This is a genomic window from Dysgonomonas sp. 25, assembly GCF_010501075.1.
Lineage (GTDB): Bacteria > Bacteroidota > Bacteroidia > Bacteroidales > Dysgonomonadaceae > Dysgonomonas.
The window spans coordinates 497,451-514,074 of sequence record NZ_QVMN01000002.1; the positions used below are offsets into that span (position 1 = coordinate 497,451).

The following is a 16,624-nucleotide window of genomic DNA, read 5'->3' on the forward strand; positions in this document are numbered from 1 at the left end:
ATTGGGAGGGGCGGGGGTGAGGTGGTTACGGACAAGTAGGCTTGGTTACAGAGTAATCCACTGTCGTTGTACCCGGGAAATATTGGGGAGTTACATGCCACCAAGATATATTCGGACAATAATTCGGATGAAGCTTAAACTTATTCACTTCTGTTTGTGTCAACTGGTTAGATTGGCACTGCAGGAACGTTAGAGCGGTGTTTGCCGATACATCCAGACTTGTCAGTTGGTTAGAATAGCAATATAGTTCTCTTAAAGCGGTGGCACCCAACACATCCAGACTTGTCAGTTGGTTAGAATAGCAATCCAGGATCGTTAATGCCGTGTTGGTCGATACATCCAGACTTGTCAGTTGGTTAGAATAGCAATTCAGGATCGTTAATGCCGTGTTGGTCGATACATCCAAACTTGTCAGTTGGTTACCTCCGCAATATAGATTTTTTAAAGCGGTGGCACCCAACACATCCAAACTTGTCAGTTGGTTAGCAGAGCAATACAGGTCCGTTAACGCCGTGTTGGTCGATACATCCAGACTTGTCAGTTGGTTACCTCCGCAACTCAGATATGCCAAAACATAAAGTTTATCGATTCCGGTAGCAGATGTCAGATTTTTGCTAGCAATATTCAATTCCGTTACTCTTTTTTCGCCACATATTGTCCTCCAAACAACCCCGGCAAAAGTGGATGGGTCTGCACTTAAATTCCAGCCTAATGTATTGCCCAGGTTGGCACTGTATAGGTCTTTCAAGGCTTGCACATCTTCTTCATAACTGCCGATACCTGCTCCTTTTCTTGTTAGTTGTTCCCATTGGGTTCCATCCCAAATGTAAACACCCGCAGAAATACATTGCGAAGGTACAGCATTATAAACAATAAGACCTGTATGCTCCAAAGCATCTGCACCTGTTATCTCCGGGGCTGTTCCTATCTTCAGTTTGCTCAAATCCGAAAGTTCCACCTTGGGCAATCCAAGCCCTTTGGTAGAGTTTGCGCCGCTGTTAGCATTCATTTTCAGGTCGAGCAAGGCACCTGCATTGGGTTTCTCGCTGCTCCCCATTGTTACTTGTGCTTGCATACTAATTGCTGTAAATAAGGCTAATATCATAATAGCCTGTGTCAAAAGAGTTTTCATAAAATGTCAATTTGTGAGTTAGTAAATTCGAATATTTATTATAGTTTTTAGGCGTTAGCTGATAGCCAATAGCCTTGTCGTGCTGAACGAAAGCGAAGCATCTCGTCTCGTTACTGCGTAGGGGCAGACCTGTGTGTCTGCCCGATATGTCGGTTTGCGGGTGCACACATACAGGCATATTCTTTTTAATTGCCTCCACTTTTAAGTGGAGGTTTCGAAAGGTTAGTTCAAAAAAGGCTTTAGCCAAATATCTGTTGACTGAAGTCATCCCTTGAAAGATGCAATCATATCCACGCCTTAAAAGGCGTGGCAACATTAGACTGTTGTATGTTGACTGATAGCCAATAGCTTTGTCATGCTGGGCGAAAGCGAAGCATCTCGTTATAGCTTTGTAGGGGGCAATAAACATTCGCCCGGATATACTCGCTTGAGCAGGCATATATTCTGTTTTCACGGGCGAATATTTATTGGCTCGCCTGCGCTTCGCCGAACGATGTTTCGCCCCTACAGAAGTTCTATTGTTCACTGATAACTGCTCGCTGTTAACTGAAAAATTGCCCCTCGCTCCCCCTCTTTTGGAGGGGGCTGGGGGGAGGTGTCCACGGCTGTCGCAGCCGGAAATACCCCTGACATTAACACAAGCATATCTTTTAGTAGACGAGTTACAAGTTACGAGTGACGAGTAGGGGCAAAGCCATGCAGCACTTTGCAAGTTGTTCCTTGTAACTCGTAACTGTGCGAAGCACGAAGTAACTGCCCGTAGGGCGAAGTGACTTTTTTTTCTAAAATTCTTATCTGAAAGTTTGGATAAATCCCACGAAAACGTTATATTACGTGTGTGTGTGTGTGTGTGTGTTGTATTGTTGTGGTATAAACATATTGATATGTTTTTAGTTAAGCAAATTTATTACCCGTTCTGTATATATGTTTATATATCCTGTCATCTTGCAAAGGAAAGAGTATTTTCTGAAAAATACAACTTAACCGGTTATATTTTATCATTTTTTCTACTCTTATGAAAAAGCATGCATCTAAAAAAAACACACCGGAAAGTCAAAATATCTATATTTTTGTTTGTTATTTACGAAAAAGCATTACATTTGTAATCAAATTAAACAAGAAAGCAACTATGCTCGGTAATTCTTATACATATTTTGGTTTTTACTTTTACTTTTTTAGAAAGTGAAACAGGATTTTGTATAAGTATATGAAAAAGAAATAACGAAAATGATATATGAAATCCTGTCAAGAAAATGGCAGGATTTTTTTGTTTAAGAAACGATATGAAAAAAGTAGCTATACAAGGAGGATTAGGAGCCTATCATGGCATCGCTGCCGAGAACTATTTCGGCGAGGAAGTGGAGATTGTTCCCTGCGCCACATTCCGGGATATTTTTTCGACAATCGAAAAAGAACCGAATACAATCGGCATTATGGCTATCGAAAACACCATAGCCGGAAGCCTTTTGGGGAATTACGATTTGCTGAAAGACAATAAATTACCCATTGCCGGCGAATACAAACAACGTATTTCCCATTGCCTGGCAGCCCTTCCGGGGCAGACGATCCACGATGTGCAGGAGGTGCAATCGCACCCGATTGCCTTGATGCAATGCACCGAATTTCTTGACAAACTACCTGGAATAAAGATCGTTGAGCACGAAGATACGGCTTTGGCTGCACGCGATATTGCCCAAAACCAAATGGTGGGTGTTGCTGCCATATGTAGCGAACGGGCTGCCCAAATCTACGGACTCGAAATACTGGCGAGAGGAATTGAGACAAATAAGCACAATTTCACTCGCTTTCTTGTTTTTGCCAATCCGTGGATTGTGGACGAGTTGCAAAAAGAAGAGGTGCTGAATAAAGCTTCCATTGTTTTTACCGTACCTCACACCGAAGGGAGCTTGTCGCACGTGTTATCGGTTTTCTCCTTTTATAGTATCAACCTGACAAAGATACAATCGCTGCCTATTCAGGGGCGGGAATGGGAATACCAGTTTTATGTAGACCTCAAATTTGCAGACCTCACACGCTATCGCCAATCACTGAACGCCATACGTCCGATAATCAGCGAATTGAAGATTCTGGGCGAGTATGTGGATGGCAGGCAAAGCGAGGGTTAAAGGGATAATGAGGTAATGTGACAATGTGATAATTTATAAAAATCGCTATAAGCTAATGGCTAAAAGCTAAAATATGAAAACAATAAAACCAGCCGAAAGGCTCGATACGATAAAGGAATATTACTTCTCCATCAAGCTGAAGGAAGTAGCCGAAATGAATGCCCGCGGTGAGAATGTTATTAGTCTCGGCATCGGAAGCCCAGACCTTCCACCATCGGATGAAACGGTTAATGCCCTTACGGAAGATGCAAACCGAGCTGATGCACACGGCTATCAGCCGCATGTCGGCATCCTTACATTCCGCCAAGCGTTTGCCGATTGGTATAAACGTTCGTATGGTGTGGAACTGGATGCAACAAAAGAAATCCAACCGCTCATCGGCTCAAAGGAGGGGATTCTGCACATTTCGCTGGCATTTCTCAATCTGGGCGATGGCGTATTGGTTCCTAATCCGGGTTATCCGACATACAGTTCGGTGAGCAAATTGATTGGAGCGAATATCGTTTCGTACGATTTGGATGAAAATAATAATTGGCAGCCCGACTTCGACGCTTTGGAAAAGATGGATTTATCCCGTGTAAAACTGATGTGGGTAAACTATCCGAATATGCCGACGGGAGCAAACGGCTCTATCGAACTGTTTGAAAAACTGGTGGCTTTCGGCAAAAAGCACGGAATCGTTATTGCACACGACAATCCGTATAGTTTCATCCTCAACAAAGAGCCGATAAGCATCCTGCAAATAGAAGGAGCAAAAGATATTTGTATCGAACTCAACTCGTTGAGCAAATCACACAATATGCCCGGCTGGCGTATCGGGATGGTGGCTTCGAACCCGACATTTATAGGGTATATCCTAAAAGTGTTGAGTAATATCGAAAGTGGTATTTTCCGTCCGATGCAGAAAGCGGCTGTTGCTGCCCTCAGCAATCCGGCGGAATGGCACGAAAAGAATAATATCGAAGTTTACAGCAATCGTCGCCAACTGGCAGAAGAAATTATGCAGGCGCTTGGATGCACATTCGACGCCAATCAGGTGGGAATGTTCCTCTGGGGAAAAATTCCTGATATCTGTAAAAGCAGTGAAGAACTGGCAGATAAGATATTGTACAATGCTAAAGTTTTCCTCACACCGGGATTTATATTCGGCAGCCGTGGCGAGCGTTACATCCGCATATCGCTTTGCTGTAACGAAACGATGCTGAAAGAAGCTTTGGAACGAATCAAGAAACTAGGATAATGACAACCGAAAATACAAATAATACACTTTCTTCCGACAGGGTTACTTTAAGGAGTATTTCCGAAACGGATGTCGATGCTATTTTTGCCTATCGTTCTTTGGAAAGTATTGCCAGATACCAATACTGGGAGCCTTATACGAAAGACCAGGCAAAGGAATTCGTCGATCGGAACAAGGATGCCGGTTTAGAGAAACGTGGCGAATGGATTGGATTGGCAATCATCCATCGTGCCGATAAAAAGCTGATTGGGGATTGTGCCCTGAAAATAGAAGATACTAGAGCAGAAATTGGATGTAACATATCGCCTGATTACCAGAAGCAAGGATTAGCTAAGGAAGTTTTACGCCTTTTGTCGGATTATTGCTTTAACAATACCGATGTCCGGATAATTGAAGGAATAACCGATTCGGAGAATAAAGCTTCCATCCGTTTAATGGAATCTGTGGGCATGGCAAAAGTGAGTGATTTTGAAGAAAAGCTTATCTGCAAAGGAAAACCTTGTGTGGAATATAAATATAGTCTGGAAAAAACAAAAAATAACAATATAAAATAAATCATTATGAAACTGGAATCAATCTTACTACCGGGTGTAGACCCGAAAAGACCGTTGGTCATTGCAGGGCCTTGCAGCGCCGAAACAGAAGAACAAGTGATGAATACAGCCCACCAATTGGCTGCCGACGGCATCAAAATAATGCGTGCCGGAATCTGGAAACCCCGCACCAAACCGGGAGGTTTCGAAGGTGTAGGCAGCGAAGGGCTTGGATGGCTGAAAAAAGTAAAGCAAGAAACAGGCATGTATGTCTCTACCGAAGTGGCTACACAAAAACATGTGTACGAGGCACTTAAATACGGTGTGGATATGCTTTGGATCGGTGCGCGTACGACTGCCAATCCCTTTGCTGTGCAGGAAATTGCCGAAGCTTTGCAAGGAGTGGATATTCCCGTATTGGTGAAGAATCCTGTCAATCCCGATCTTGAACTTTGGATTGGTGCATTGGAGCGTTTGAGCAATGTCGGTCTAACCCGTTTGGGAGCTATTCATCGCGGATTCAGCTCGTACGATAAAAAGATTTACCGCAACCTTCCGCAATGGCACATTCCGATCGAATTGAAACGCCGTTACCCTGATCTGCCGATTATTTGCGATCCGAGCCATATCGGTGGCAAGCGCGACTTGATTCTCCCTCTTTCGCAACAGGCTATGGATTTGAACTTCGAAGGACTGATTATCGAAACGCATTGCAATCCCGATGAAGCATGGAGCGATGCTTCTCAACAGGTTACACCGACAAGGCTGAAAGAAATCCTCTCCGCACTTATTATCCGCGATGTGAAACAAACTACCGAAGATTTATCCGAATTGCGTCAGCAAATTGATGAATTGGATAATCAGCTACTTGAATTGCTGGCAAAACGGATGCGTGTTTCGTGCGAAATAGGAACGTTCAAGAAAGAGCATAACCTGACAATCGTGCAAACCAACCGCTACGACGAAATTCTGCATACGCGTATCGCTCAGGCGGAAGAAATGGGTATGAACCCAGAGTTTATGCGTGTCGTGTTGGAGGCTATTCATGAAGAATCGGTACGCCAGCAAGTGGATATAATGAATAATAAAGTGTAATTTATTGCTATAAGTTTATCTATGTTATGATAGTTACGAGTTACTTCGTGCTTTGCATAGTTACAAGTTACAAGAAAAAGTAACTCGATGAAAACGTTCGAAATGAATATACGTTTGTTACTTTTTGGGGGAAGTTTTGTCATGCCGACAGTAGGAGGCATCTCTTGTCAATAATGGAAAAAGGTAACACTGAGTTCCACAGAGGAGGCACTGAGATACACTGAGAAAAGTAACTTTAAGAAAAATGCTCTTTGTTTGTACCGGTAAAATAAAAGTAAATAATTGAATATTAATGATGTATGTATTGGTTGGTGCGAAAAAAAACGGGACAAAAAGTGGTGCAAAAAAGCGACACTTTAGAGGCTTTTTGGGGAGTAACGTTAGTAACCGATTTACATTAAAATTATAAATCTAATAAAAGATGAAAACAAAACTGTATATGTATCGTAACCGTTGGAATATTGTTGTCGGCATTATTCTTCTGCTTCTTTCGTCCATGCAGTTATCTTTCTTTTTCTATGGACAAGATTTTTCGACAGAAAATATTATTCTTCGTGGAGTTGTTTACTCGTTGTTTTTGGGGGTGGCAATTTGCATGATTGTGTATAGTAGCATGTCTGTTCCGCTCGTTATTTCGGCTGATTTCATATATAGCGATAAAAAGCAATATCCGGTTTCGGAAATAAGTAGTATCCAGATAAACGAGAAAGATATTTTTATCCGTATACCAACGAAACCTTCTATTTTGCTGAAAAGGTCGTTTTTTAAGAAATCCGACTGGGAAGATGTTTGCAAATCCTTTGAGGAATTAATCGAACGCAAGCAAATTAATAACGAATGATGAAAAATAGTTATAATTATAAACGTGTAGGCGTCAGGAAAATAGCTATTGTTCTCTTTGTTGTGGCTATTCTTCTGGTAGTACTTTCTGTTGTAACGATGATGCAATCAGGCACGACTAATGCTATCCCTTCTTTGATGGCAGTCCTTTGTGCTACTGTTTTGCTCTATACCTCTTTCAGAAAGACGAAAGTAATAGTGGAAGACGACCAGTTCGAGATTGTAGATAAGACTATTCGCATCGATCAGATAAAGCGAATAGATATTCAGGATAAGCGGATAGACGTTGTAGTTGAAAATGGTGTCTTTATTTTAGGCTCTCATCTTTATATGACCGATAAATGCTTCGATAGCTTGGAGGACTGGAACAGTTTCAAAAAAGACATGGAAAATCTAAAAACAAAACTTCTGTAAACAATGAAAATATTGATACTCGGAGCCGGAAAAATGGGCTCTTTCTTTGGTGATGTATTGAGTTTCGATCACGAATTGGCAGTATACGATACTGATCCGAAGAAACTACGCTTTATCTATAATACGGTTCGTATGAGCGATGCGAAGGAGATTGCCGATTTCGATCCCGATTTGGTTATCAATGCCGTGACGGTAAAATATACGATCGAAGCCTTTAAGTCTGTCCTGCCTTACCTCCGAAAAGATTGCATTATCTCGGATATTGCTTCGGTAAAAACGGGGTTGGAAGAATTTTATGCGACTGTCGAACAGCCCTTTGCTTCCTCGCATCCTATGTTCGGGCCTACCTTTGCCGATTTGCGGGATTTGAGTAGCCAGAGTGCGATTGTCATTTCCGAATCGAGCCCGCGAGGGAAGCAATTTTTTCTCGATTTATATAATAGTTTGAATCTTAGAGTGTTCGAATATACATTCAACGAGCATGACGAAACGATAGCCTATTCCTTGTCCATCCCTTTTGCATCGACATTGGTTTTCACCTCGGTGATGAAGCATCAGGAGGCGCCGGGAACGACCTTCAAGCGGCACATGGATATTGCGAAAGGCTTACTTTCGGAAGATGATTACCTATTGACGGAAATATTGTTCAACCCTCATACACCCAAGCAGATAGAGGGTATAAGGAAGGAGTTGAAACATCTGTTAGAGATTGTAGAGCAGAAAGACGGAAAGGCTATGCTGGAATTTCTGACCAAAGCCCGGAAAAACATTGCGGAGAAGCCTTAAGGCAGTTACGAGCTACTACGCCTTGCGGGCAGTTACAAGTGAATGAGTTTGCTTGCTGTTCACTGTTCACTGGTTAATAGTAGCTCTCTCCCTCCTTATAGTGGCGCGAATTCGGATGCCTTACGCCGAAGATGCGTGTCGATACCGATTCTATTTCGATTTTCCAGACCAATACATTTCTCAATGCCGGTTCGGAGTATGTGAACTCGCGTTTGGAGTACTGTTTCATAATAATGTTCAGAGCTTTTTCTTTTTCCTCCAACTCATCCAGAAATACAACCTTGCCGCGGCATATCACACTGCTACCTTTCATCCGGTAACTGCAGGCCACTTCTTCGTTTTGCCACACCAGTTCGTTCTTAGAGCAGAAAGTAATGCACACATTTGGATTCTTTTCCAGCGATTCGATGCTTTTCCCTTCGGGAGCCGAATGCATATAAAGCGTATCGCCCGCATAACCGAAATTCATCGGTATCACATACGGGAAGCCCTCGGTATCTACCATGCCGACGTAACACATATCGTTGCTGGCTATAATCTCGTCAACCTTTTGCCGTTCCTCTATGGTAATGGTTTTCATCGGGCTTATTGTTTTTTCGAATTACGCTCCTCTATCTTTCTCCGTATCAATGTATCGCCCATCAGCAGTAGCAGGACTAATGCCCCGAATGCGATAAGCGGAGTGCTGAGGTGTACGGACGAAAATAGCTGATCCAGGCCTTGTATATTCATTTCGGGGAAATCGAATGTTATATTTCCATACCAGCAGATAAAAGACACAATGGCTACGATAGCGGCAATGCCGCCTCCCAGCCAAAGCGTATTATATAGCCTGATTCTTTTAGCCCGCTTTTCGGTTTCTATTTTTATCTGACGCATCAGACGGCTTTCGAATGCCATCGAAGGCTCCGAAGACGGCGACTCTTTGAAGAGTGCTTTCAACTTGTCGTTATCCTGCTGCTTCATCTTTTATCAGTTTATTGATTTCAAAGTTCATAAATTTTCTTATTCGATGCAACTTTACTTTGATATTTCCTTCGCTCATCCCTGCTATCTCGCTGATAGTGCGGATGGAAAGGTCTTTCATGTAAAACATCGTAACGATCATGGCATCGTCGGGCGATAATTTTGCCAGTACGGTTTCCAGATACGTCAAACGCTGTTCGAGCGTGATGCTATCTATTGTGTCGTCGATATCTTCTTCCGGTAAGTTTTCGAACTTCCCTTCCACCGAAGAAAGATGCTTCTGCTTCCTCAAATAGGAGATAGTCGTATTATAAGCTATCCGGTATATCCATGTGGAAAATTCGGCGTCTTCGCGGAATTTACCGATAGACTGGAAAGTCTTTATAAATATTTCCTGTACAACATCCTCTGTATCCGTATTGTTCGGGATAATCCGTCCGACCATACCGAATATCATTCGCTGATAATGGTGGACAATATGCACGAAGGCTTCTGTATTGCCATCCCTTACCTGACGAACGTAGTAAATGTCATCGAATGTTGTCATCTTATCCTTTTTGACGCTTGCCCCTATAAAAGGTTACACTTTATAAAGATAAATCTTTATACTTATTTTTTTCGTTTATTGCTGTAACCTTTACAACAGGTGAGCGTCAAAAGGGTAAACGAAGCAACAAGAATATTAATCTTTAAAAAGAATAAAATTATGAATGAATTAGTACCAATGGTCGTTTGCATCACGTTTGTTTATGGTATTTACCGTTTGTTCGAACTCTTTGTCCGCCGGAAAGAGCGGATGGCTATCATCGAGAAATTAATGTCGAATTCTATCGATTCTGATATTCTCAACAAGCAATTGAATATGCCTCTTTTTCAGAAAAGTAATGCCTCGTGGCCTATCCGCATAGGGCTGATGCTGGTCGGGATAGGCATCGGTGTGACGATTGCTTCTATAGTCGATATCAATATGTCGGCCAATGGAGAGCAGGGATGGCAGATGCGGAGTGCGATAGCTTCCTTATATGTTGCCTGTATTGCAACGTTCGGCGGGTTAGGGCTTATCGCTGCATACTTTATCGAAAGGAAACATAATAAGAAAGATAGCGAGATTCAGGGGTAGAAGGTAGTGAATATCATGGTTATTAAAGAAGATGGAGTACGGTTCAATTCGTACTCCATCGCTTTTTATAGGGGGCGGATTAGTTTTGTTTACACCTTACCGAGCCCAAGGCATTCCGCAGGCAGTTTTCGCTTGCCGTTTCCCTTATGATGTCATTCTGTAAAGTATAGAAACGCCTGTTCCAGTTGCTATTGAGAGATGCTGAGCTGCTGGTGTGGAAAAGTGCTGCCGCCGGAATATCGGTATTGTTATACCTGTATCCGATGCAGAGCACATTAAAGCCTCCCCGTTCCGTTGGGTGGCATAGTCCGCCATATGTTGCCGATTTCATATTAAGGGCAAGAGTGCCGGCCGAGCAATCGTTTTTGCTGCTGTAGTAGCATGGATTCACTAATATTTCGTCGGTCAACTGGCTCCATTCCTTATCACTTGGCAGATGCCATCCGTTGGGGCAAATACCTTGTACCTGTACATGGTCTCTGTTTCCTTCATCCATCGGGAGAGTCTTATTCTTCGTCGCTGCCGGCCAATTATATAAGAATCCATATTCGGGATTTGTATTCAATATCGACGGATTATTCTGAGGGTAGTAATATCGGGCGTCTGTAGCCATATAAATGGTTTGGTTTGTTAAGGTTAAACCGGCGTCTGTTCCATCGGGCCATTTTTCGGCACGTAGATTTTCCAACATCCACCAACCGGCATCGCCAAAGTATCCTATATTATATGTGACTGGATTGCTTGGGTCGCGGTCGTCAATGAATGTTTTGATCCTTGAACTTCCATTTTTATTGTTCTGTAGCGATATATTCTCCCACGAAGCACCGTTCCAGACATGAATGCCTTTGTATACTGCGGGGGTGGCACATAAGTTTTCGTTGATGTTGTATATGATAAGTCCGGCATGCGTCTCTTTGTCTAATAGGGTTGCTCCGGAAAGAATGTCTTCGAAAGAATCGATCTGTGAAAGCTCAACCCGTGGCAGGCCTAATCCTTTTTGGGCTGTACAATTATTGCCGTCCGGGTGATGCTCTTTCAGATCCAGCAGAGCTCCGGGTATGGGAGGCTCGGCCATGCCGATGGTAACTTGAGAAAATAGGGAAGGTAATTCAATGTTTATCAGAAGGACGATGATGACAATTGATAAATAATTTACACGCATTTTTCTTACTATTTAAATTTCAATAATGAATTCAATTCGTGGTTTCTTATAAAAGTCATATTGAATAAATGGGTCTGTTCCTGTATTATATGTTGCAATATCCTTTTATATACATGGGTTTTTCTGTATACGAACATTGTTTATATAATTGCATATTCAGTTGTATATTTAGCTGTGAATATGGGTCATTTATATATGTTCTTTGCCTGCAAAGATAATTCTATTTATACCTTTTTCAAAATTATATTTGTTTTTTAACTTTTTTGTTCCTGAAAAAGAAAGGAGGACAATCTATAATTGTCCTCCCTGATATTTAATGTTTTGTAACTATTTGCAGGTAATCAACCGCATTTGGATGCCCCGCAATTAGTACATTTCATACATCCTTCCTGATAGATGAGCGTTTCTAATCCGCAAACCGGACATTTTTGTCCTTTAGCTTCCGTTTCGTTCGGCAGGTATTTCTTCAATGCCCGCTCAACGCCATTCTTCCATGTATTGATGGTTTCGCTGTTCAATTCCAATCCCTGTACGAGTTTAACAACCTGGTCGATAGGCATTCCGTAACGCAATACACCTGATATGAGTTTCGCATAGTTCCAGAATTCAGGGTTAAACTTGTCGTTCAGTCCTTCGATTGTAGTCTTATAACCTCTCTTGTTCTTGAATTGGAAGTCATACGAACGTTCACCTTCGTCGTTGTATGTTTTGATAATCGTTCCGTGATTGACATTCTTCGGAAGCATCAATCCCTCTTCGTCATCGGCTATACCCGTGAATATTTCGTACGGACGGCCATCGAGCAATCCGATGAAAGCAATCCATTTTTCTTTGTTATTCTGGAATTTAATGACATCTGCATCCAACTCGCGAGGACGTTGTGGAACGACCAATGGACGCTCGTAGCAATCGCCGCAATCTTCCGACTTTTCGCTTTTCTTTTTGTCTTCTTCGCTGGCTGCAACCAATACGCCGGCACGCGAACCGTCGCGGTATACGGTACAACCCTTACATCCGCTTTTCCATGCTTCGACGTACAATTTGTTTACCAAGTCTTCCGAAACATCTGCCGGCAGATTGATTGTCACACTGATAGAGTGGTCGACCCATTTCTGCATGCGTCCCTGCATCTTCACTTTCTGAAGCCAGTCGACGTCGTTCGAAGTGGCTTTGTAATAAGGAGATGCTTCGACCAATTTGTCTATCTCCTCATTGCTATATCGTTTGGTAGTAGAATATCCTTTTTGTTCCATCCATGTCACAAACTTGTGGTGGAATACGATATATTCTTCCCATGAATCTCCGTTTTCGTCTACGAAGTCGACACGCACATCCTTGTCGTTCGGGTTCACTTTGCGGCGACGTTTGTATACAGGAAGGAACACAGGCTCGATGCCGGAAGTCGATTGCGTCATCAGGCTGGTTGTCCCGGTCGGGGCAATTGTCAGACAGGCAATGTTGCGACGGCCATATTTCTCCATATCTTTTACAAGTGCAGGATCGGCTTCGCCTAAACGATTGATGAACGGATTGTTTTTCTCACGCTCGAAGTCGAATATTTCGAATGCACCGCGTTCCTTAGCCATTTCAACAGACGAACGATAGGCTGCGAGAGCCAATGTGCGTTGTACCTCTTCGGCGAAAGCTGTGGCATCGTCTGTTCCGTAACGAAGTCCCATAGCGGCAATCATATCCCCTTCGGCAGTGATTCCCACTCCGGTACGACGGCCTTGCAACGTCTTTTTACGGATCTTTTCCCACAAATGTCTTTCGGTATTTTTTACCTCTTCCGATTCGGGATCTTCATCCACTTTTTTCAGGATAAGCTCGATTTTCTCCATCTCGAGGTCGATGATGTCATCCATTATCCGTTGCGCCAAGCCTACGTGTTTCTTGAACAGTTCGAAGTCGAAATAAGCTTCATCCGAGAATGGATTGACAACATATGAATACAGATTGATAGCCAATAAGCGGCAGCTGTCGTAAGGGCAAAGCGGTATCTCGCCACAAGGGTTTGTCGATACTGTGCGGAAGCCTAAATCTGCGTAGCAGTCAGGCACCGATTCACGGATAATAGTGTCCCAGAAAAGCACTCCCGGCTCGGCTGAGCGCCAGGCATTGTGAACGATCTTTTTCCACAGATCGTTGGCATCTATATCTTTGGTTGTTTTGGGATTCTTAGAATCTACCGGGTATTGCTGTGTATATTGAGTATTGTCGACAACAGCTTTCATAAAGTCGTCATCTATCTTGACAGAGATATTCGCTCCGGTAACTTTTCCTTGCTCCATTTTGGCATCGATAAACGATTCCGAATCCGGATGCTTGATCGAAACACTCAACATCAACGCTCCGCGACGGCCATCCTGTGCCACTTCGCGTGTTGAGTTGGAATAGCGCTCCATAAACGGAACCAAGCCTGTTGAGGTCAGGGCTGAATTTTTTACGGGTGAACCTTTCGGACGGATATGTGACAAATCGTGTCCTACGCCTCCGCGCCGTTTCATCAGCTGCACCTGTTCTTCGTCGATGCGGATAATTGCACCATACGAGTCTGCCTCTCCGTCGAGACCGATCACGAAACAGTTGGAAAGAGATGCAATCTGATAATTGTTTCCGATACCCGTCATCGGGCTTCCTTGTGGTACGATGTACTTAAAGCGGTCGAAAAGATCGTACAATTCTTGTGCAGTAAGCCCGTTTTCGTATTTCTTTTCTATTCTGGCGATTTCGTTTGCCAATCGCCAATGCATATCTACCGGTGTTTTTTCGTAGATATTACCTAATGCATCTTTCAGAGCATATTTGTTGACCCATACCTTTGCGGCCAACTCATCTCCTTCGAAATAGTTTAATGTTGCGTTGTAAGCCTCATCAAATGTGTAACTTTTTTCAGCCATTTTGCCCTTAGTTGTCTATTATTAATTATGATATTCTGTTTGTTTTACAAAGTAAGAAAGAACATATTAATATGCCAAATATTATAACATTAATTTATTAACAAAGTTCAAAGTTGTCCAAAATAAAAATTAAATACTTGATTGTAAGATATTTATATTTTGTTAAAATGAAAAAAGTTTTCCGTTTTTGTAATTTTGGTAAATTTGAGGGATGAGAAACCGGCAAAGTAAAACGGAGTATCTTCAATGGAAAATACTCCGTTTTTATAATTGAGAACCGTTGTCGGTTTTCTAAACTATTCAGCAGCAACCAAGTCGGGATCGATCATGATACGTCCGCAATATTCGCAAACGATAATCTTTTTACCGATTTTGATATCCATTTGTTTCTGAGGCGGTATTTTGTTGAAGCATCCACCACACGCTCCGCGCTCTACCATTACGATAGCCAATCCGTTGCGGGCGCTTTTGCGGATACGTTTGAATGCTGTAAGCAAACGAGGTTCCACTTCGTTTTCGATTTTCTTCACTTCATCGCGAAGCTCCTCTTCCTGTTGTTTGGTTTCGTTCACAATGCTATCCAACTCATCCTTTTTCTGGGTGAGGTCACCTTTGCGCTCTTCTAAGAAAGTGTTGCTTTTTTCTATTTCTTCGGCATATCTTTTCGATTCGATAGTGAATTCCTTGATACGCTTCTCCGATAGCTGGATTTCGAGCTCTTCGTATTCGATTTCTTTTGTCAGGTGGTCGAATTCGCGGTTATTGCGGACGTTATCCAATTGCTCCTTATATTTAATAACCTTAGTAGCCGATTCCTGCGCCTTGATTTTCTGCTCCGAAATCGCTGTTTCAGCTTCTTTCTGCTCGGTCTGATATTTTTGTATACGTGTCTCGAGACCGATGATTTCGTCTTCTAAATCGGCCACTTCCAACGGAAGTTCTCCACGAAGTATTTTGATATTGTCTATTTCCGACAATTTTTGTTGAAGCGAATAAAGTGTTCTCAACTTATCTTCAACCGTAATTTCTTTTTCGACCTGTTTCTTTGCCATAGTAGTTATATATTTATAGATAATTATTTAAATAAAAAAATGCAGCAATCCGGCAATATTATTACCTTCTTACTACATTATCATAAACAAGCTGGAGTATGTCACAGCCTATTTACAAATAGTTGACCGGATTAATATCGGTCCCCGACATATAGAGTGCAAAGGTAGGATATTTTTCCGAAATGACATCAAGAAATACATTTTTTGTGAAAATCTCCGATTCGTAATGCCCTACCGTTGCCAGCAGTATCTTGTCCTCCACATCGTAATAGTCATTGTATTTAGCTTCACCGGTGACAAAGACATCTGCGCCATATCCGATGGCATTGGGAATAAGGAAAGCTCCGCCTCCGCTGCAAATAGCGACATCGCGTATCGGTTTCCGGCGAAGGGCAGAATGCATCAACGTTGACAAGTGGAAGGTATCTTTGAGGTGATAGAGGAAATCCTCCTCGTCCATTTCCTCCGGCAATGTTCCCACAATACCGCTTCCGGCTTGCGACCAGCTGTTTTGCAGGGCATAAAAGTCATATGCCGGCTCTTCGTATGGATGTACGGCGAGCAACGCCTGCAATACCTCGTTCTGTTTGTAGACAGGCAATACCAGTTCGATACGTACTTCGTCTTCGGTGTGCAATTCTCCCACATTGCCGACAAAAGGGTTGGTTTCTTCGCCTGCGCGGAATGTACCTTTACCTTCTATATTGTAGCTGCACGAATCGTATTCGCCTATGCTTCCCGCTCCTGCATTGAAAAGCGAGTTGCGGACTATCTCGGCATGCGAATGGGGCACAAATGTCACCAGTTTCAGTAATTTCCCCGTTTGAGGGGCGAGGATGCGTATATGTTGCAAGCCTAACAGGTTGGCTAAGTAGTAATTGATTCCCAGTTTGGCGTTGTCGAGGTTCGTATGGGCGGCATATATTACAATGTCGTGCTTGCATGCTTTCATCATACAGCGTTCTACATAATTCTTTCCCGTCAACGATTTGAAGGGGCGGAAAGCCAACGGATGATGCGAGATAATAAGGTTACAGCCTAATGCTACCGCTTCGTCCACAACGACTTCGGTCACATCTATGCACAATAGTGCCGCTTTGGCTTCCTGATGGATATTGCCTATTTGTACGCCCGAGTTGTCGAAACTCTCCTGTAACGGAATAGGAGCCAGTTGCTCAATAGTCTGTAGTATCTCTTTTATTTTCATCTTTCTTTGATTTTACATGCAATATCAAAGATAAATTTTTTAACGGTTATG

General features: G+C 42.7%; 17 protein-coding genes. 8 read left to right on the forward strand and 9 right to left on the reverse strand.

Features of this window, described 5'->3' with window-relative positions; translation table 11 throughout:
* Positions 1 to 25: 25 nt before the first annotated feature.
* On the reverse strand, positions 26 to 1,132 hold the full coding sequence (locus tag D0T66_RS05240) for a leucine-rich repeat domain-containing protein (RefSeq protein WP_255489713.1): 1,107 nt from the start codon (positions 1,130 to 1,132) through the stop codon (positions 26 to 28).
* Complete coding sequence (locus D0T66_RS05245; protein ID WP_163356193.1) at positions 1,077 to 1,658, reverse strand: hypothetical protein; 582 nt, start codon at positions 1,656 to 1,658, stop codon at positions 1,077 to 1,079. Before D0T66_RS05245 ends, D0T66_RS05240 begins: the two co-directional genes overlap by 56 nt.
* A gap of 757 nt (positions 1,659 to 2,415) precedes the next feature.
* Between D0T66_RS05245 and D0T66_RS05250 the strand changes: the two genes are divergently transcribed.
* The 7 genes from D0T66_RS05250 (at position 2,416) to D0T66_RS05280 (ending at position 8,166) form a co-directional block, all read left to right on the forward strand.
* Positions 2,416 to 3,258, forward strand: a complete 843-nt coding sequence (locus tag D0T66_RS05250) for a prephenate dehydratase (RefSeq protein WP_163356194.1) — start codon at positions 2,416 to 2,418, stop codon at positions 3,256 to 3,258.
* Between the two features lie 73 nt (positions 3,259 to 3,331).
* Positions 3,332 to 4,498: a pyridoxal phosphate-dependent aminotransferase gene (locus tag D0T66_RS05255; protein ID WP_163356195.1), complete on the forward strand. Its 1,167-nt coding sequence runs from the start codon at positions 3,332 to 3,334 to the stop codon at positions 4,496 to 4,498.
* Positions 4,498 to 5,052, forward strand: a complete 555-nt coding sequence (locus tag D0T66_RS05260) for a GNAT family N-acetyltransferase (RefSeq protein ID WP_163356196.1) — start codon at positions 4,498 to 4,500, stop codon at positions 5,050 to 5,052. The genes D0T66_RS05255 and D0T66_RS05260 overlap by 1 nt, the downstream gene beginning before the upstream one ends.
* Before the next feature lie 6 nt (positions 5,053 to 5,058).
* Entirely contained in the window at positions 5,059 to 6,126 is a 1,068-nt protein-coding gene (locus D0T66_RS05265; RefSeq protein ID WP_163356197.1) for a bifunctional 3-deoxy-7-phosphoheptulonate synthase/chorismate mutase type II, read from the forward strand.
* Between the two features lie 421 nt (positions 6,127 to 6,547).
* Entirely contained in the window at positions 6,548 to 6,967 is a 420-nt protein-coding gene (locus D0T66_RS05270) for a hypothetical protein (protein ID WP_163356198.1), read from the forward strand.
* Positions 6,964 to 7,380, forward strand: coding sequence for a hypothetical protein (locus tag D0T66_RS05275; RefSeq protein ID WP_163356199.1), 417 nt, complete (start codon positions 6,964 to 6,966; stop codon positions 7,378 to 7,380). The genes D0T66_RS05270 and D0T66_RS05275 overlap by 4 nt, the downstream gene beginning before the upstream one ends.
* Positions 7,381 to 7,383: 3 nt before the next feature.
* Positions 7,384 to 8,166 carry a prephenate dehydrogenase/arogenate dehydrogenase family protein gene (locus tag D0T66_RS05280; protein ID WP_163356200.1) on the forward strand — a complete coding sequence of 261 codons (783 nt, stop codon included), beginning with the start codon at positions 7,384 to 7,386 and terminating at the stop codon, positions 8,164 to 8,166.
* A gap of 73 nt (positions 8,167 to 8,239) precedes the next feature.
* On the opposite strand, the gene D0T66_RS05285 is transcribed toward D0T66_RS05280, so the two are convergent.
* Genes D0T66_RS05285 through D0T66_RS05295 form a run of 3 tightly spaced genes read right to left on the reverse strand, consistent with a single transcriptional unit; the run spans position 8,240 to position 9,679 of the window.
* On the reverse strand, positions 8,240 to 8,746 hold the full coding sequence (locus tag D0T66_RS05285; protein ID WP_163356201.1) for a pyridoxamine 5'-phosphate oxidase family protein: 507 nt from the start codon (positions 8,744 to 8,746) through the stop codon (positions 8,240 to 8,242).
* A 5-nt stretch (positions 8,747 to 8,751) separates the two neighbouring features.
* Entirely contained in the window at positions 8,752 to 9,132 is a 381-nt protein-coding gene (locus D0T66_RS05290) for a hypothetical protein (RefSeq protein WP_163356202.1), read from the reverse strand.
* A complete protein-coding gene (locus tag D0T66_RS05295) occupies positions 9,116 to 9,679 on the reverse strand; it encodes an RNA polymerase sigma factor (RefSeq protein WP_163356203.1) in 564 nt (187 codons plus the stop codon). The genes D0T66_RS05290 and D0T66_RS05295 overlap by 17 nt, the downstream gene beginning before the upstream one ends.
* 159 nt (positions 9,680 to 9,838) lie before the next feature.
* Between D0T66_RS05295 and D0T66_RS05300 the strand changes: the two genes are divergently transcribed.
* Positions 9,839 to 10,252, forward strand: a complete 414-nt coding sequence (locus D0T66_RS05300) for a DUF6249 domain-containing protein (RefSeq protein ID WP_163356204.1) — start codon at positions 9,839 to 9,841, stop codon at positions 10,250 to 10,252.
* Positions 10,253 to 10,331: 79 nt separating this feature from the next.
* Here the strand turns inward: D0T66_RS05300 and D0T66_RS05305 are convergent, their stop codons facing one another.
* The 4 genes from D0T66_RS05305 to D0T66_RS05320 all read right to left on the reverse strand — a co-directional run bounded on the left by D0T66_RS05305 (position 10,332) and on the right by D0T66_RS05320 (position 16,573).
* Positions 10,332 to 11,414 (reverse strand): FISUMP domain-containing protein, encoded by a 1,083-nt coding sequence (locus D0T66_RS05305; RefSeq protein ID WP_163356205.1) that lies wholly within the window; start codon positions 11,412 to 11,414, stop codon positions 10,332 to 10,334.
* 341 nt (positions 11,415 to 11,755) lie between these two features.
* A complete protein-coding gene (locus D0T66_RS05310) occupies positions 11,756 to 14,314 on the reverse strand; it encodes an adenosylcobalamin-dependent ribonucleoside-diphosphate reductase (protein ID WP_163356206.1) in 2,559 nt (852 codons plus the stop codon).
* A gap of 296 nt (positions 14,315 to 14,610) precedes the next feature.
* Positions 14,611 to 15,366 carry a zinc ribbon domain-containing protein gene (locus D0T66_RS05315; RefSeq protein ID WP_163356207.1) on the reverse strand — a complete coding sequence of 252 codons (756 nt, stop codon included), beginning with the start codon at positions 15,364 to 15,366 and terminating at the stop codon, positions 14,611 to 14,613.
* Between the two features lie 112 nt (positions 15,367 to 15,478).
* The gene (locus D0T66_RS05320; RefSeq protein WP_163356208.1) at positions 15,479 to 16,573 is read right to left on the reverse strand and encodes a Nif3-like dinuclear metal center hexameric protein; all 1,095 of its coding nucleotides are present in this window, start codon (positions 16,571 to 16,573) and stop codon (positions 15,479 to 15,481) included.
* Positions 16,574 to 16,624 lie beyond the last annotated feature (51 nt).

Excerpts from the sequence above, each read along its gene's own strand:
- D0T66_RS05255 (WP_163356195.1), top strand. The coding sequence starts at position 3,332 with ATGAAAACAATAAAACCAGCCGAAAGGCTCGATACGATAAAGGAATAT.
- D0T66_RS05265 (WP_163356197.1), top strand. The coding sequence starts at position 5,059 with ATGAAACTGGAATCAATCTTACTACCGGGTGTAGACCCGAAAAGACCG.
- D0T66_RS05310 (WP_163356206.1), bottom strand. The coding sequence starts at position 14,314 with ATGGCTGAAAAAAGTTACACATTTGATGAGGCTTACAACGCAACATTA.
- D0T66_RS05300 (WP_163356204.1), top strand. The coding sequence starts at position 9,839 with ATGAATGAATTAGTACCAATGGTCGTTTGCATCACGTTTGTTTATGGT.
- D0T66_RS05260 (WP_163356196.1), top strand. The coding sequence starts at position 4,498 with ATGACAACCGAAAATACAAATAATACACTTTCTTCCGACAGGGTTACT.
- D0T66_RS05270 (WP_163356198.1), top strand. The coding sequence starts at position 6,548 with ATGAAAACAAAACTGTATATGTATCGTAACCGTTGGAATATTGTTGTC.
- D0T66_RS05315 (WP_163356207.1), bottom strand. The coding sequence starts at position 15,366 with ATGGCAAAGAAACAGGTCGAAAAAGAAATTACGGTTGAAGATAAGTTG.
- D0T66_RS05275 (WP_163356199.1), top strand. The coding sequence starts at position 6,964 with ATGATGAAAAATAGTTATAATTATAAACGTGTAGGCGTCAGGAAAATA.
- D0T66_RS05290 (WP_163356202.1), bottom strand. The coding sequence starts at position 9,132 with ATGAAGCAGCAGGATAACGACAAGTTGAAAGCACTCTTCAAAGAGTCG.
- D0T66_RS05240 (WP_255489713.1), bottom strand. The coding sequence starts at position 1,132 with ATGAAAACTCTTTTGACACAGGCTATTATGATATTAGCCTTATTTACA.
- D0T66_RS05250 (WP_163356194.1), top strand. The coding sequence starts at position 2,416 with ATGAAAAAAGTAGCTATACAAGGAGGATTAGGAGCCTATCATGGCATC.
- D0T66_RS05280 (WP_163356200.1), top strand. The coding sequence starts at position 7,384 with ATGAAAATATTGATACTCGGAGCCGGAAAAATGGGCTCTTTCTTTGGT.
- D0T66_RS05295 (WP_163356203.1), bottom strand. The coding sequence starts at position 9,679 with ATGACAACATTCGATGACATTTACTACGTTCGTCAGGTAAGGGATGGC.
- D0T66_RS05305 (WP_163356205.1), bottom strand. The coding sequence starts at position 11,414 with ATGCGTGTAAATTATTTATCAATTGTCATCATCGTCCTTCTGATAAAC.
- D0T66_RS05285 (WP_163356201.1), bottom strand. The coding sequence starts at position 8,746 with ATGAAAACCATTACCATAGAGGAACGGCAAAAGGTTGACGAGATTATA.
- D0T66_RS05320 (WP_163356208.1), bottom strand. The coding sequence starts at position 16,573 with ATGAAAATAAAAGAGATACTACAGACTATTGAGCAACTGGCTCCTATT.